Source organism: Neomoorella stamsii (genome assembly GCF_002995805.1).
GTDB lineage: Bacteria > Bacillota > DSM-521 > Neomoorellales > Neomoorellaceae > Neomoorella > Neomoorella stamsii.
Map to the genome: position 1 here is coordinate 64,378 of NZ_PVXL01000025.1, position 15,777 is coordinate 80,154.

Annotated in this window: 13 protein-coding genes and 1 pseudogene; 11 read left to right on the forward strand and 3 right to left on the reverse strand. The window is 48.3% G+C overall.

What is annotated here, in order from left to right; translation table 11 throughout:
* Nucleotides 1-5: 5 nt before the first annotated feature.
* The 9 genes from MOST_RS04150 (at nucleotide 6) to MOST_RS17830 (ending at nucleotide 8,728) form a co-directional block, all read left to right on the forward strand.
* The gene (locus tag MOST_RS04150; protein WP_054935761.1) at nucleotides 6-824 is read left to right on the forward strand and encodes a transketolase; all 819 of its coding nucleotides are present in this window, start codon (nucleotides 6-8) and stop codon (nucleotides 822-824) included.
* 23 nt (nucleotides 825-847) lie between these two features.
* Nucleotides 848-1,774, forward strand: a complete 927-nt coding sequence (locus tag MOST_RS04155; protein ID WP_208974792.1) for a transketolase family protein — start codon at nucleotides 848-850, stop codon at nucleotides 1,772-1,774.
* A 185-nt stretch (nucleotides 1,775-1,959) separates the two neighbouring features.
* The gene (locus MOST_RS04160; RefSeq protein ID WP_054935762.1) at nucleotides 1,960-3,018 is read left to right on the forward strand and encodes a TRAP transporter substrate-binding protein; all 1,059 of its coding nucleotides are present in this window, start codon (nucleotides 1,960-1,962) and stop codon (nucleotides 3,016-3,018) included.
* Nucleotides 3,019-3,097: 79 nt separating this feature from the next.
* The gene (locus tag MOST_RS04165; protein ID WP_054935763.1) at nucleotides 3,098-3,598 is read left to right on the forward strand and encodes a TRAP transporter small permease; all 501 of its coding nucleotides are present in this window, start codon (nucleotides 3,098-3,100) and stop codon (nucleotides 3,596-3,598) included.
* Nucleotides 3,595-4,866: a TRAP transporter large permease gene (locus tag MOST_RS04170; RefSeq protein WP_208974791.1), complete on the forward strand. Its 1,272-nt coding sequence runs from the start codon at nucleotides 3,595-3,597 to the stop codon at nucleotides 4,864-4,866. The genes MOST_RS04165 and MOST_RS04170 overlap by 4 nt, the downstream gene beginning before the upstream one ends.
* A gap of 46 nt (nucleotides 4,867-4,912) precedes the next feature.
* Nucleotides 4,913-6,301 (forward strand): four-carbon acid sugar kinase family protein, encoded by a 1,389-nt coding sequence (locus tag MOST_RS04175; RefSeq protein ID WP_054935764.1) that lies wholly within the window; start codon nucleotides 4,913-4,915, stop codon nucleotides 6,299-6,301.
* Nucleotides 6,282-7,304, forward strand: coding sequence for an alcohol dehydrogenase catalytic domain-containing protein (locus MOST_RS04180; RefSeq protein WP_054935765.1), 1,023 nt, complete (start codon nucleotides 6,282-6,284; stop codon nucleotides 7,302-7,304). The genes MOST_RS04175 and MOST_RS04180 overlap by 20 nt, the downstream gene beginning before the upstream one ends.
* A gap of 15 nt (nucleotides 7,305-7,319) precedes the next feature.
* Nucleotides 7,320-8,267, forward strand: a complete 948-nt coding sequence (locus tag MOST_RS04185) for an NAD-dependent epimerase/dehydratase family protein (RefSeq protein ID WP_054935766.1) — start codon at nucleotides 7,320-7,322, stop codon at nucleotides 8,265-8,267.
* Entirely contained in the window at nucleotides 8,267-8,728 is a 462-nt protein-coding gene (locus tag MOST_RS17830) for an aminopeptidase P family N-terminal domain-containing protein (protein ID WP_083476468.1), read from the forward strand. Before MOST_RS04185 ends, MOST_RS17830 begins: the two co-directional genes overlap by 1 nt.
* Here MOST_RS17830 and MOST_RS04195 read toward each other — a convergent pair.
* Nucleotides 8,623-9,111, reverse strand: a complete 489-nt coding sequence (locus MOST_RS04195; protein WP_054935767.1) for an NERD domain-containing protein — start codon at nucleotides 9,109-9,111, stop codon at nucleotides 8,623-8,625. The two genes, MOST_RS17830 and MOST_RS04195, sit on opposite strands and share 106 nt — an antisense overlap.
* Before the next feature lie 186 nt (nucleotides 9,112-9,297).
* Between MOST_RS04195 and MOST_RS18425 the strand changes: the two are divergent.
* Nucleotides 9,298-9,585 (forward strand): annotated as a pseudogene (locus MOST_RS18425) (hypothetical protein); the annotation flags it as partial.
* Between the two features lie 252 nt (nucleotides 9,586-9,837).
* The gene (locus tag MOST_RS04205; protein WP_054935768.1) at nucleotides 9,838-10,176 is read left to right on the forward strand and encodes a hypothetical protein; all 339 of its coding nucleotides are present in this window, start codon (nucleotides 9,838-9,840) and stop codon (nucleotides 10,174-10,176) included.
* Between the two features lie 714 nt (nucleotides 10,177-10,890).
* Here MOST_RS04205 and MOST_RS04210 read toward each other — a convergent pair.
* Nucleotides 10,891-14,184 (reverse strand): hypothetical protein, encoded by a 3,294-nt coding sequence (locus MOST_RS04210; protein ID WP_054935769.1) that lies wholly within the window; start codon nucleotides 14,182-14,184, stop codon nucleotides 10,891-10,893.
* Between the two features lie 1,181 nt (nucleotides 14,185-15,365).
* On the reverse strand, nucleotides 15,366-15,587 hold the full coding sequence (locus tag MOST_RS04215; RefSeq protein WP_244266975.1) for a hypothetical protein: 222 nt from the start codon (nucleotides 15,585-15,587) through the stop codon (nucleotides 15,366-15,368).
* Between the last annotated feature and the right edge of the window lie 190 nt (nucleotides 15,588-15,777).

Genomic DNA, 15,777 nt, shown 5'->3' on the forward strand with positions numbered 1-15,777 from the left:
AAATCATGGATGAGCTTAGTTACTTGGAAGAAAAATGTAAAACAATTCGCCGCCATATCATCCGCATGATCGGTGATGCCGGTGGAGGTCATCCTGGCGGTTCATTGTCAGCAGTGGAAATTGTGACTTCACTGTATTTTAAGGTAATGCGAATTGATCCTCAAAACCCAAACTGGCCGGAACGCGATCGCTTTATCATGAGTAAAGGCCATGCCAGCGCCCTTTTGTATGCGGCGCTAGCCGAAAGGGGTTTCTTTCCGATTGAAGATTTAGCCACCTTCCGCCGTCCCTGGGGAAAACTTGCCGGGCACCCGGATATGCACAAGGTCGCTGGTGTTGAAATGACTACCGGTTCCCTCGGTCAGGGGTTGTCCGTGGCCAACGGCATGGCCATTGCGGCCAAATATGACGGCCATAATTACCGGATCTACGTTCTGCTGGGGGATGGCGAAATCCAGGAGGGGCAGGTCTGGGAGGCGGCTATGACTGCTGCTCATTACAAGCTGGACAATATCACGGCTTTTATTGATCGCAATGGGCTGCAGATTGATGGCTCCACGGAAACCGTGATGCGGCTGGAACCTCTCACTGATAAATGGCGTAGTTTTGGCTGGCACGTAATCGAAATCGACGGCCATAATATCAGTGCTATTTTGAATGCTGTCACTGAAGCGCAGCAAGTCAAAGGGAAACCGACGGTAATTATTGCCAAAACCATCAAAGGTAAAGGCGTTTCCTTTATGGAAGGCCAGGTCGAATGGCACGGCAAAGCTCCCACCGGCGAACTGTATACTAAAGCAAAGATGGAATTGGGGTGTGAATAAAGGTGCTGCTTGAAACTCAGGATATCATGTGTTCCACCCGGGAAGCCTATGGCGATACCCTGGTTGAACTTGGCAAAGAAAATGAAAGGATTTTCGTCCTTGACGCCGACCTATCGGAATCGACCAAAACAAATAAATTTGCCGCGGCTTTCCCGGATCGATTTTTCAATATGGGCGTAGCGGAGCAAGACATGATGGGCACCGCGGCGGGGTTAGCATTGAGTGGCAAGGTACCCATAGTCAGCACCTTTGCTGTTTTTGCTTCCATGCGCTCCGGGGAACAGGTTAGGACTTCCATAGCTTATCCCAGGCTTAATGTTAAAATTATAGTTACCCATTCCGGTTTGAGTATCGGTACTGCCGGGGCCACCCATTTCTGCGAGGAAGATTTGGCTATTATGCGTTCCTTACCTAACATGGTCGTTATCGCCCCAGCCGATGCCCTGGAAACAAACATGGCCATTAAAGCGGCGGTCAAATATGAGGGGCCGGTATATATCAGGCTGGGCAGGGGTGATGCTCCGGTAATTTACAAGGAGTTGGAATATGAGATCGGCAAAGCCATAACCGTGTGCGAGGGCCGGGATGTGACCCTTGTAGCTACTGGTATTATGCTGGGCCGGGCACTGCAGGCAGCCAGAAAGTTGAAGGAATTAAATGTAGAGGCCCGGGTAATAGATATGCACACCATCAAGCCGCTGGATAGAGAGGTCTTAATAAAAGCCGCCGTGGAGACCAAAGGTATTATCACATTGGAGGACCACAGTATCATTGGCGGCCTGGGAAGCGCAGTAGCCGAGGTCATAGCCGAGGAAAAGGTAAAGGCCCCGTTGAAAAGACTGGGGATACCTGATGTCTTTGGCGAAATTGCCAACCCCGACCAGCTCTGGGATAAATACGGCATGACTGTGAGCAATATATGTGACATTGCCATGTCGTTAATAAGTTAGCTTATATGAGTGGGTTAACCGGCGGCAAACTGTATTGTTTGCCGGAAATATAACTAGCTGTTTGGTGAGGGGGGATGTGATGATAGGGAAGCATTGAAAGAAAAGTGGGCAATGAAGTCACAAAGGTGGTAAAAAAGATGAAAAGTAATGTAAGGAAAAAAGAAAACTAAGGAGGCAAATTGATAATGAAGAAAAGAAAAGTGCTCATTGGAATAGGCCTGGTCCTGGTGCTGGTGCTAGGCCTAATGCTGAGTGGTTGCGGCAGTAAATGGGATACCGGTAATAAAGCCAGCCAACCGCAGGGTTCAAGTTCTACCAGCGATGGCATCAAAAAGATGCGTTTAGGCTGGGTGGTTGCCAGGCAGGACGACCATCCTTATACTGTAGCGGCGGAAACCTTCGCTAAAGTAGTTAAGGAAAAGACAAACGGCAAAATCCAGTTCGACCTGTATCCCGGAGGGCAGCTTGGCGGTGACCGGGACATGTTTGAAGCAATCCAGATGGGGAATCTGGACGCGGGCGTTATCTCTGCCCCGGTAATAGCTGGCTTTACCAAAGTTTTAGTCGGTGCTGACATGCCCTATATTTTCAACAACGACTATGACCTCATGTACAAAGCCGAATCAGGACCGGCAGGGCAAAAACTGCTGCAGAGGCTCGAAGAGGAGGCTAGTGTTAAAGCACTGTCGTTTGTCTACCAACCCTTTAGACACTTCTTTACCAACAAACCCATTAAAGGTCTAGATGATATGAAAGGCCTCAAGTTACGCTGTATGGAAACACCAGTTCATATAGATATCTTTAAGGCTCTGGGCACCAACCCGACGCCCATGCCCTACAACGATGTATATACTGCTATGCAAACGGGAACAATTGATGGCTTTGAAAGCGACGTTATTGGGGCCAACGCCAGTAAGTTTTATGAGGTCAGCAAGTATGTAACTATCTCGGGGCATTTCAACAATGCCGTGGTACTGCTTATGAGCCAAAAAGCCTGGGGGCAGCTGTCGCCTGATGAACAAAAGGCCGTGCAAGAAGCCGCCCAGGAGGCAGCTAAAGCCTCGCTGGACATTTCCAAAAAAGCCAACGAAAAATATATGCAGGTCATGAAAGACAAAGGGCTTACCATTAATGAAATCGATCTTAAACCTTTTATAGCGGCAACTCAACCGGTCATCGACAAATATGCAGCCCAAATACCGGAGGTCAAAGAGTTTGTCGCTGCAGTAAAGGCGTTGAAATAGCTCCCGTTGGGAACATTTTTGGAGCGGGATGGCGCCTCATCCCGCTCCTGTAGATTAATGGGCAGGAGGTTGTTGGCCCGTGTCACAGGTGATATCTATCCTGAGGTGGATGGATAATTTATTGGGCCAGATGGCTAAAATTTTAACTGCGGTGACCATTTTCATCCAGATGCTGGTTATGTTTGCCGGGGTCTGCTTTCGCTATTTTTTAAAATCCCCTTTGACATGGAGCGATGAATTGTCCTCTTATCTCCTGGTACTGGTTACCTTCTTTGGAGCTTACGTGGCCCTGCGAAGCAAGGAACTTGCTAGAATTGAACTTTTTATCAGCATGGTCCCGGCGAAGCTCAGGAAACCAATCAGCCTTATAGCCACTATCCTGGTGCTTGTGCTGCTGGCGGCAATCATCTATTATGGCGCTATGCTGGTCATGTCGCCTACCATCCTCAAGCAGAGGACACCGGCGATGCAATTACCCATGGCCTGGTTTTATACCATTATACCGGTGGCTGCGGCGATGATGAGTGTCCACCTGATTGTCGCCATGTATGACACCTTATTGGAGGAGAGGAATAGGTGATAATTGCAATTGTCTTTCTGGCAATGCTCTTGATCGGCGTTCCTATAGCCTTTATCCTGGGAATGTCCGGTTTCGTGCACATGGTGGTAATCGATCCCTCGCTGTTGACCGCGCTACCGCAACGATTATTTGTATCTGCCAACAACTACGGCCTGCTGGCCATTCCGCTGTTTATCCTGGCCGGCGAGTTGATGGAGATTTCGGGGGACGTCGAGCGATTGACTGACTTCGCCCGTGCTTTGGTAGGGCAGATTAAAGGCGGCCTGGCCTACGTCATGGTGATCCTTGGCTTCCTCCTCGGTGGCCCTCTGGGTTCAGCCAATGCTGAAGCGGCTCTATTGAGTTCCACCATGTTTCCGCACATGAAGAAGGATGGCTACAACGAAGAATTTACAGCTGGTCTGATAGCAGCAATTTCGGTAGTAGGTCCCCTTATTCCCCCGGGGATGTTGCTGGTGGTCTACGGTGTAGCTAGCGGAGCGTCCATTGCTGACCTGTTTATGGCCGGTATCATGCCCGGCATTTACTTAACGATTGCCCTGGGGCTGACGGTTTTTTTTATGGGACGTAAACAGCAGTGGTCGGTCACGGAGTGGCAGGGTATCGGCCACGTCTGGTACACCTTTAAACGTGCTTTTTTTTCCATAGCCGCGCCGATAGCGGTCCTTGCTGCCATTGCCACCGGTATCGCCACCCCTACAGAGGCTGCGGCCGTAGCGGCGGTGCTCACCCTGTTAATCGGGTTCGTGATTTACAGGAAGATTAAGGTGAGTGATTTGGTGCCGGTGTTTTTACGGACCGGGGTTATGAGCGGTGCTGTTTTGATCATCGGGGCCATGGGTGGTGTTTTTGGCTGGACCCTCGCCCTGGACCAGATCCCTCAAAAAGTAGCCGCTTTTGTCCTGGCTATAACTAACAATTCTTTGTTTGTCCTGCTGTTGCTTAACATTTTCCTCCTGTTCGTTGGTATGATTATGGATGCTATCCCGGCGGTAATGATACTGGTGCCGGTATTTATGCCGATAATCAAGCAAATGGGCTATGACCCTGTTCACTTCGGTCTGATGATGTGCTTCAACCTGACCATCGGCCTGTTAACTCCCCCCGTGGGTACGGTGCTGTATACGACCTCTATGGCTACAGGCGTCTCCATTGACCGCCTGATTAAACCCATCTGGGTGTGGGTGGCTGTATGTGTTGCTGTACTACTATTTGTGGCCTATGTTCCCGATTCAATAATGTTCTTGCCGAAACTGCTAGCAAAATAAGCGTTTTATCAACCAATAATCAACGTATCTTCTGGAGATGAACTGAATGAATCAAGCTGCTGAGCTGGAAAAATTAATCACAAACAGCGACAAAAAAGTCGTGATAATCGATGATGATCCTACGGGAAGCCAGACTATAAGTAACTTAACAGTATTAACGGAGTGGTCAATAGCAGCTTTAGCAAGGGAGTTGACAGAACCCGGACCTGGCTTTTTCATTTTGACTAATTCGCGCAGTATGCCCGGGGAAGAAGCAGCAGCAGTAAATAAAGAAATAGGAGAAAATCTTGCCCGGGCTTCGCTGATGACCGGTAAGGATTTCATTGTCATCAGCAGGAGCGATTCTACCTTAAGGGGCCATTATCCTGCGGAAACCGAGGCGCTAAAAACCGCATTAAGAAATACGCTGGATTACGATTTTAAATGCGACGTCCTTATACCTTTTTTTGAAGAAGGCGGACGCTACACAAAAGATGACGTCCACTGGATAGTTAAACAGGGTAAATGGGTTCCCGTGAGTGAAACTGAATTTGCTAAAGACCCGGTGTTTGGATATAAGTCCTCAAATTTACGGGAATGGGTGTCAGAAAAAGCAGGCTGGTTAAAGCCCTCTGCTGTACGCAGCATCAGTCTCGATGATTTAAGATATGGTGGGCCTGAAAGAGTATATAAAATTCTAACCCAAGATATCTCCACACCAATTATTGTAAATGCCGTTACTTACAAAGATCTGGAAATATTTACAATAGGAGCCATGCGAGCAGAGAGTAGCGGTTATAGGTTTATGTACAGGACGGCATCTTCTTTTGTAGCGGTTCGAACCGGGGCCGCCAGTAAAAATTTAATGGGCAGGGGGGAAATTTACAAAAACATACCTAAAGATAGATATGGCGGGTTAGTAATAGCCGGTTCCTACGTTAACTTAACTACCCGGCAACTATCTAAGGCATTAGAGCTGGAATGGCTTAAGGGTATTGAGGTTAATGTTTATAAGTTGCTCGAACCCTTAGACTATGAAGACTATATATGTCAAATAAGCCAAATGGTAGAGGATACGATTAAAACAGGAAACACAGCAGTTATTTATACGACACGCGAATATATTAAAGGCGGGCCTGCCGCTAATAGTCTAAAACTAGGCGAGGAAATATCTAGGGGCCTGGTTGAAATTGCCAAAAGAATAAGGGCCAATTTATCTTTTGTGCTCGCGAAAGGAGGCATAACTTCTCATACAATAGCTACTCAGGCTTTTAATATAACAAAGGCTAGAGTACGCGGGCAAGTGTATCCCGGAATATCTGTTTGGGAACCTTTCCCGCCCTCCAGTTTACAAGGGATACCCTATATAGTATTCCCGGGCAATGTAGGGGATGAGAATACTTTAAAAGAAGTATTAGAAATATTGGGGGGCGCGAATGAAAGCAGCAATTTATGAAGGACCGGGGCCGCTAGTTTTAAAAGAAGTACCAGATCCTGTACCGGGACCTGAAGATGTAGTCTTGGAAGTTAAAACCTGCGGCATTTGTCATACTGATGTAGCTATAGTGGAAGGCAATTACTTCCCACGGCATGCGCCGCCTCTAATCCTGGGACATGAAGTAGCTGGGAAAGTGGTAGCCGTTGGATCTGCGGTTAATAATGTCAAGGCTGGCGAGCGCGTGATCGTTTATCAGTGCCTGACCTGTGGCCAGTGCGCGAGGTGTATGGAGGGGCGCCAGAACCTGTGCGCAGAAATTAAAACCCTGGGCCTCGATACTGATGGTGCTTATGCAGAATACCTGAAGGTACCAGCGTGGAATTTAGTAAGGTTACCGGATACAATTTCCTTTGCGGAAGGCTCTATTATAACTGATGCTCTGTCAACTGCTTATCACGCTGTTACGAAGTTGAACTTAATTAAAGATGAAATGGTAGCTATTTTTGGTGCCGGTGTTTTAGGCCTTAATGCCATTCAAGTAGCTTCTAAGATTTTTGGAGCCCGGGTTATTGCCATAGACATAGAAGATTGGAAATTAGATATGGCTTTATCTAAAGGGGCCTGGAAAGTGCTGCGCGCGGAAAAAGAACGGGACATTGTGACTATTTTAAGGTCGCTCGCTGGTAATATAGATGCCGCCATGGAATTTATCGGCAACCCTCAAACGTATCAACAAGCTATTGCCTCTGTTCGTAAAGGCGGGCGGGTGGTGCTGGTAGGGGCCTTTGTTCAGCCCTTCGCTTTAGACCCAATTAGATTGTTTAAAGATGAGGTGAACATTACTGGTTCCTATGCATCTTTACCCAATGAAATTCCTTATCTTGTTGATCTTGTAGCTAATAATAATCTTGTAGTGAAAGATATGGTTACCCATACTTGTTCCTTAGAAGGGATAAATAGTACTATAGCCATGTTAGCTAAGCGAACGGAAAAGTCTTTACGGGCTATTGTAGAAATGTGAACCGGAGGGGTTAGGGTGTTTTTTGTTACCGGTGGGAGTGGATTTATTGGCAGTGCGGTTGTCCGGGAATTGGTTGAAGCAGGTGAAAAGGTTATAATTTTTAGCCGTTCAGGGAATATAGAGCGCTTAAAAGGAATCGAAAGAGATATTATTGTAGCAAGAGGTGATGTGGCTGATTTATCTTCGCTTTTATCAGTTCTATCTAATTATCCCGTTGAGTGTATCATCCATTTGGCTTTTGATGTAGATATTCTGCAGTTAGAACAGAAGCCGATTAAAGGAATTGAGAGTAACAGCATAGGTTTAATTAATATCCTGGAAGCAGCCCGCCTATTGGGAATTAGGAGGGTTGTATGGAGCAGTTCTGCTGCTGTTTACGGTGAACAGAAGCGCTACGATAAATTACCCGTAGATGAGGAGGCGCCTTTTTTCCCTTTAAATATTTACGGTGCCTATAAAGCCTTTGCTGAATGGGTGGGCCGGCACTATCATCAAAATCTTGGCGTGGAAAATATCTCATTACGCCCGACTATAGTTTATGGGAGCGGGCGATGGTATAGGGGCGCAGCAACTTATGCCTATGATCTTTTTCATGGCCCTGTTACAGGTAAGCTGGTAGAAATCGAGTGTGGCGATCAGCTGATCGATTGGCTTTATGTCAAAGATTTAGCGCGGGCGGTAGTCTTAGCCAGCAAAGCGGAAAATTTGCAACATCGTACATTTAATATATGCGGACATCGGGTTACAGTTCGGCAGGCGGCGGAGATTATTAAGGGAATCATTCCTTCTGCCGAAATTAAGGTTTTACCAGGAAAGCGTCCTATGTGGGTGCCATATTTAGCTACCAGACGGGCAGAAGAAGAACTGGGGTATAAACCAGCATATTCATTGGAGGAAGCTTTTCAGGATTGCTTAAAAGAAATTAGAGTTTATTACGAACAGGAAAGTGGTAAAAAAGAATAATGGCAAAGGCCAGCAAGGTTGTAGAACGGATTAGGGCTTACGGCCTGAAGGAGCCACGTATAGGGTTTGAACGCTATTTTGTCGACTTCGCCCTTTACGATGGCCTGCGCCAAGCTTTTCCAGAGAAAAATTTTATCGGGGCTGCAGACCTTTTCTACCGGATCCGGTCAGTGAAGGAAGCTCAGGAAATTGAATTTATGCGGCGGGCGGCGGCAGCCGCTTGCCGCGGTCGTCGCAATCAATACCATAATATTGCCAGCACGTTTTATAAAAGTGCTTTTCAGGAATATAGGCAACTTATTACCACAAACCTGGTAGCGGCTGAAACTTATATTTTAATGTGTGCCGGTAAATTTTACCGCAGGTGTTCCAGGATCTGGAGCAGCCGGAAGGCGGGTTCGTCGGTGGTTTTGATATTTTGCCGGGCCACCTCCTGCAAGCGGCGAATACAGGCAGTATAGTCGCGGTTGAGAATAAATTCCACAGCTATCCCCTGGTCGGCTGAACTTTCTTTTATTCCAGCCAGTTCCCGGGCCAGACCCCGAGACACGGCCGGGGCCCAGAGCATGAAAACCGGTTCCCGGTCGGGGAAATTAGCGGCGGCGAAGGCGGCCGCCCTTTTGATTTTATGGGCTATCCGCGTGCACGTGGTGGCGTTGCTGTCACCGTAGAGGAGGCCCCGCAGGTGGGTGGCCACTTCACACAGGTAAACCCTGCTGCCGTCTGGCGCCAGGGCGATCACGTCTATCTCGCCGCCGGCCTCCAGGTGGCAGTTGTAGACGACAATCTTGCAGCCCAGGACGTATTTAAAGTAAGAACCGACCAGGCTTTCACCGACGTCCAAACTTTACGGCCTCCTGAAAATTCAATTGGGGCAGGTTGAGGTGTTACAACTCTGCCAGGTGGTTAAGTATTAGCTAAAGGGTTGTTCCATTCATTTCCTCATAAGGCAGCAGAAATTCCTGCCGCCGGCGGCATATCATGTATTGGAGCGATCGCTATTAATGGCAGCCGGAAAAGGAGGGAAAGCATGCCTAAAGGCAAATTAAAGAAGGTATTTCCCGGCGGCAATACCTGCATGGGTTTTTATTCCTTTTACGATTTTATCATTGAACCCGATGCCACCCGCATCTTTGTCGTCAAGGGTGGTCCCGGGGTGGGCAAGTCGACCTTCATGCGTAAGATTGGCGAAGCCATGCTGGAGCGGGGTTTTGACGTGGAGTTCCACTGCTGCTCTTCGGACAATAATTCCCTGGATGGGGTGGTCATTCCTAAAATCAAAGTGGCCATTATCGACGGTACCGCCCCCCACAGGGTCGTGTCTGCCCAAGAAACAGCGGACAAGCCTTCGAGGTGGTGGTTTTTAAATAAGGTTTCCGGCGCATTCTCATTATCCGGCATATTCCAGACAAATATTCTGGAACAAGCAATTTTTTTCGGCAGTGAGTTTAGAGGACCCATTACGCTCGCGCCGCTAGAAAACGATTGGCGCGACTTTAAATGAAGGTTTATAAAGCCTGTCGGAGAAAACTATTTTGTGAAAAACTTTAAAACAAAATGAGGTGCTGGGATGGGTCACGAACTAAAAGACTTATGGGCTAAAACTGATGCCCGCGTCAGTTCCTTGGAGCAGGAGATTGTAGATACGTTTATAAACTTTTTGAGAGAAGTCGCTAAGCACTACCTCCAGCAAGGAAGATTGGTTTACTTTCGTGAAAATACAGTAGTCCACTATGGCGAGGGTGGGTTTGGGGAATTGACTATAGAAGGAAACGAAGATGTTTGTGAGGTTTTTGGTGACTATATCTATGAAGTAAACTTTGAACCAGACGTTGCTACCTTGGCTCAACAAGGCTATACGCTAATTACCGAGGCTAACTTAGAATCAATCCGCTACGTTCTACGATGACAGTGCTCCCTTCTGCTGCGCCGCAGCCGACCCTTCTCGCGCCGCCGACAAGCAGCTAAAGGGGGCCTTCCCTCGCTCCTATATCACTATACCCACATGTTGATTTGTATCCATGTCAGTATATTGAGAAATATGCAAGTCACCTTGTTGACCAGTCACTATATCACCTTGGCTATATCCGCTATATCACCATGGAAACCATTTTACATGGTGCTTTGTCACTATACTGATGTAAAGTAGGTGAAAGCGAGGGGGCCCTCCGGCGGCGTGGGCGTAATTGGTTGGGCTGGCGCCTGTCTCGTCCCAGCCTTTTGCCCCTTCAGGCATAGCATCCACCGCTTCAATGATGATAACCCCTACGCCCGAATTCCCGCTGATAGAACTCATAGAGTTCTTCGGTGGAACTAAATTCAGGAATAGGCCCCACCTCGAGTTATCTTGACTAATGAGAAGAGATGACAAATGAGAAGAGAGGCCACACTTCATGCTGACTCTCTCTTTATTTACATATTCACAAGGTAAGAATCACCCCTATTTCTTATAGTAATACGCACTCCTAGCACTATGGCTTTCCTTACTTTCCGCTAACTCCATATGGTAGATTGCCTTCTGGCTACTGGAAATAAGTGGGAACCAACAATATTGGGTAACTATTTGGCCAAAAAATTAACCAAACAAAAACTAAAAGCTAGACTTAAAGAAGTCATGATCAAGTTATAACTCGCGCTTCCAGCGAAGTAACTCTAGTACAGGAGGATTCTCCTGCCCTGAGGGAATGATTGGTTCGTCTTCTTCTTTTATTGCGACTGCGTCCACATCGTTTCGCCCAATCTTCCAAGCCTCCCGTACGTATAATTCACGTTTCATCAAGCGCTGGTCTAAAAAGAACTCCGGTGGAGACGATCTGTCCCGCATCACGGCAGGCGCCAGGAAATACTCGCCAAAAGCCTCATAGCTGCTCAGGAACCGCATGAGATTGACGTCAGAAGTGGGTTCCATCGTGTTGACGCGAGAGATTAAGATAGCGTACCTGATGTCCTTGCGGGAAAGTTCAACCTCGGGTTTTGAACCGATGACGACCCTGTATGCGTGGCGATTATTTCTATCGATGCCACGAACAATTGACACTCTGAGTCGTTCATTCGCGTCGCACGCCCCGAGTTCATTGCGCCAATTGCTGAATATTTGTTTTGCAGCTTCAGCGTCCCTGAAGATCAGAGCAAGGATGGGAGGGTAACCGGGAGCGGTTAGGAAAGCGGTACCGGACCATCCTGCTTTGTTCCAGAGAGTCTCCCGTATGAGTGATACCGTAGCTATCTGTTTGTGCTTCGTTCGCCCACGATCCACGAGATCCTCCGGCGGGTCCCCTTCGCCGAACGTAAGTCCCCTACGCGATGCACTCGATTCTCGGTCAGTACACCGGTCGGCCGCATCCCACGGCTCGGACCGCTTTAGGGTGTATTCTCTTGCCTGTGAATCAAACCAGTTTGAAATGCTAGTTTTCGGATTGTGCCCGAGAACGTTACTTAGGACAACAAAACTGCCTGTAAAGTTGATTGAACGCTCAAGCGCGAGTTCTTCTTTGAACATCTTCTCCATTGTTTGTTCAGGGTTCTCGAACATCACTACTCTAGCAATAACGTTGGCAAGGAGATTAAAGAGTTTATCTTTAACCTGAGCCTGCTCTTCGAGCGAGAGATTATGGGGGTCGAACGTACTGCAAGTAATCTCTAAGTGGGGTCTGCCCTCGTGATCCCGCATCTCGAATCTGAATGGCTTCTCGGCGAAGTCGGATCTCCTTATAGCAATCGTGAGGATCGGCTCGCGTGCCACTACTCGCTCGACGGGGCCGGTAGAGAGCAGACTCTCGAGTGCGGCAAGCGTTGACTCTGCTAGTTCAACGCAAGGCGAGGTGTTCTCGCTTTCCACGGTGATCCGGCATCCAAGCACACTAGAGTTAAATGTGATCTTGCTCTTGTTATATAATAAGGGAGTTGCAGGCAGATCCTCCGCAGCGGGTTGGTTGCGCCACCTGAGGAAGAAGTCGTAGAGGGCCCCGCCCTCATGCTCATCTTCCACGCCGAGATATTCTTTAGGAACCTCATCCTCATACCCAAGCGCGTAACGGAGTGCTACGGCTGAATTGTGTAGTCCCAGCCCATCGAGTACGTCAGGGAGGGTCGACAAATGCTTGAGCTCCCAAAAATCAGTCTTGAGTAGCAAAAGGCCAAGGACAGCATCGAACTCCAGTTCACCCTCTGACAGGTGCTCCCAATTATAACCCTGGGCAGCAAGGGCATTTCTTACAAGAGTGTCCGCTTCGTGCCAGCTCAGAGCATGGGGTAAGCGACCCAATTGAAGTTCTAGCCACTTTAGCCGTCTATAACAAGCGGCTTGCGGCAGCGTAACGTCGCCGTACCTCCAGTATTCATCCGTGGCGACGGACGCGGCGGTAAGCAAAGTGCCGCGCGCTGCCCAGAGGAGTCCCACGCGTTCGTAAGCGCACCCACACAGGTATAACGCGCGAACTAAGTCATGGCGACTTTCGTGTTTGTAGAGCCGGTGGAGCGCGCGGCCGAGTGAACGTATCGCGTCGTAGGGTCGGTTTGCGGCGAGTTGCTGAGCACCACGCTTGAGTAGCATACGTGCTGCGGAGACCTCTTCCTTGCGGGAACCAGCTACTTCAATGATGGTCTCAAATAGCTCCTCGTAAGCAGGCACGTCGTTGAGGAAGTTGCCTAGTTCCATGAGTATTTCCACAAGAGGCTCTAATGGATACCCTACTAGCCCCTCGCACCGTCGGACCACCGTTTGAAGTTCGTGGAGCACGCTATCCAACGGCTCCTGCGAGGTAATCCGCAACGCAAGCTGCACCAAAAGGAGCAGGGTTTCAGCTTGGAGCGACGTGCTCGGACGACTTTGCTCGTCGCGAAGTCGTTTCAGCTCTGCGATGATGGTGGCCGTGCGCTCTTTGTAGTTGGCAGCCTCTTCGTCGAGGTCGCTTCTATGAAATGCGCTGTGCAGTAGAAACCATAAGTTAGTAAGGAGTTCTAGATCGTATGCATTCCGGCTTCCCTTCGCAAGCGCTTCAACGGCGCTGTACAGTTTAGTAAATAGATCGTAGTCCTCGTGCCACCAGAAGGCGGTCCAAGCCCTCTGGTATGCACACTCTACACGTTGATGTAGCGTCCCATACTTAGCGGAGACGCGCTCGGCCCGGAGGAACCGCCCGTCAATTTCCGTGCTTGGTCGCTCCAAACTCCTTGCGAGGATAGCTGCACGGATGCAATCGTCTACGAGTTGAGGACCATAGTGCTGCTGGTGCAAGGCATCCTGGATACGCTTCTCGAGCTCGTCAAGCTCTCTCTCCCGCTGTGTATCAAGTGGCCCCTTCTGTACTTCCTTCCGTATAGACGTTGTGAGCTTAAGTGTTTCTATAGCAAGGGATTCGTGTCCGTGTCTGAAAACCTTGTCAAGGATCCACGTGCGGTCCAATATCCGCACGTCAAGGCCATACTCATTGCGTAATTCGTCCTCGACCTCAGCGCGAACCCTATCGGGTATATACTGATTACTGATGAAGAAAGCCTTCCGGTACCCGCGTTCAGTCGCAGCGACCTTCGCAATGTCAGACCGTACCTTGCTACGCCATTCCTTTTTAGCGCTGAATGCAAACGCCCACCGCTCGGAGGCAGCCTCCCTACCTATCCCCACATACCACCCTAGAGAGAGGTCATCTGCTACGGGGTATGTTTCTGAGTCCACCTTACTATCGCCGCCACCTGTGGGTCCCGTCTGTGGCAGAAGATTTGGGCAGATCTCTCGCTCTGCGAGCCGCCGGGCGAAGTTCTCGAAATCGGTAGCCTCGTTCCGGTTGGTCAGCGTGTCCAAGTGATACTCTAAAATGGAGCGATCTAGAGCAGGCGTCTCCACTCTTATAGAATCTGAAAACTGCTCAGGCCGTCGTGCCCTCAAGAAGTCCCTGGGTGAAAAACTCTTAGCTTCCATTTGACTATGACCCCCTGCATTTCGGTGGTGAACTTGTAATTACGAGTTCTGGAATGCATATTTTACGTGGTTTTTCTAATACCGCTAATTCCGTAAAGTCTTATAAAATAAGGCTCTCCGGCCAGAACAACTTTTTGGTTTTTCCTTCCAATGCCCTCATTTCCACATAGTCCGTGACCAAATGTGACCAAAATTTGATGATACGTCTCTGGAGTTTATACTATCTTTCCGGCAGTTTATCCTCCTGCAATGTAAAATTCCCCTTCTTGCAAACCCTAAAATAACGACATGTAAACATACCACTAGTATAGAAGCAAAGGCAAATATGCCGTTAAGCAGCTATGTCGCTATACCACCGCACCGGTATAGAGATATAGCGCCAACCTGATAAATCATAGCGCTACTTACATCCTTTCATATCACCATAGTGGCATGTATTCGTGTCAGCATGTGATATGGAAACATGGTGGTAAGCCATATTACCAACTTGCAGGTAAGGCACCATCCTTACATGGCAGCAAGGAATTATTCCAGCACGGAGATAAAACTCCATCCCTGCAAGCCAACAAAGAATCATATCAGCATAGTGGTAAAATGCCATCCTTACATGCCAGCATGGAAGTATCCCAACTAAGAAGCAAGGAACTATCCTTACATAACAGCAAAGAATTATCCCAGTAAGGCAGTATGGAAACATCCCAGTATACCAGCATTCTCTCGCGCCGCTTCTGGTGGTCGGGCGGCGTGAGAACGAGCATATTTTTTACAGCATGGACAGTAAGAGCTTATTTACGGGTATCCTTCGAAGACGCCGCAAAAAGTTCAGCGAGTAGCCTCCGCCATAGGCTACTCGCTCCGTAGGATAAACCCGCAAACGCTGCTGCTTTTATTTTATTCCAAGAAGGGGACTTTTTGCAACCTTTTTCACGCCGCTGGCGGCGCGAGCAGACCTGTTTTGGCCCGACTAATCATGCTCACGCCGCTCAAAAAAACTGGCGGCGCGAGATTAGTTATCAAGATGGTTTCTAGATTTATCTATCTTTTTCTAGAACGTTTCTAGAGTTACCACGTTAACCAGTTACTTCCGTGGTAAAAGAGAAGAGAGTAGGGAAGTGGTAAATTGACGCTAACAGATGCGACCTCCCAGCGGCGTGAACGTAATTGGTTGGGCTGGTACCGCTTCAATAATGATAACCCCTACGCCCGAATTCCCGCTGGTAGAATTCATAGAGTTCTTCGGTAGAATTAAATTCTGGAACAGGTCCTACTAAATACGGGCGCACTTTTTTGTTATATTCTTCAAGTGTAAGAGCCTTAAACTCTATGAGCCCGAAATCCTTGAGCCCTTCCTCAAAAGTGTCTTCCACGCGATGCCAGATAAAACCGTCTTTAGTCTCCTTCACAAGCTTCCCAAAGAATTGGTGCCCGCGGTTGGTATCGTGAAAGCCGACCCAATTATCACGGACTAAGGTGGACCCCATTGTCAAGACACGAGATGAGAAATTTTTAAGCGTGGAATATTTAAGTTTGTATGGGGATATAAGGAAATAGCTAAGACTTAACATCTTTTGGCATTACCATATTTGTTATAAT

Bases quoted from the DNA above. Each gene is read 5' to 3' on its own strand.
- MOST_RS04205 (WP_054935768.1), top strand. From the start codon at position 9,838: ATGGGTCACGAACTAAAAGACTTATGGGCTAAAACTGATGCCCGCGTC.
- MOST_RS04160 (WP_054935762.1), top strand. From the start codon at position 1,960: ATGAAGAAAAGAAAAGTGCTCATTGGAATAGGCCTGGTCCTGGTGCTG.
- MOST_RS17830 (WP_083476468.1), top strand. From the start codon at position 8,267: ATGGCAAAGGCCAGCAAGGTTGTAGAACGGATTAGGGCTTACGGCCTG.
- MOST_RS04210 (WP_054935769.1), bottom strand. From the start codon at position 14,184: ATGGAAGCTAAGAGTTTTTCACCCAGGGACTTCTTGAGGGCACGACGG.
- MOST_RS04150 (WP_054935761.1), top strand. From the start codon at position 6: ATGGATGAGCTTAGTTACTTGGAAGAAAAATGTAAAACAATTCGCCGC.
- MOST_RS04175 (WP_054935764.1), top strand. From the start codon at position 4,913: ATGAATCAAGCTGCTGAGCTGGAAAAATTAATCACAAACAGCGACAAA.
- MOST_RS04180 (WP_054935765.1), top strand. From the start codon at position 6,282: ATGAAAGCAGCAATTTATGAAGGACCGGGGCCGCTAGTTTTAAAAGAA.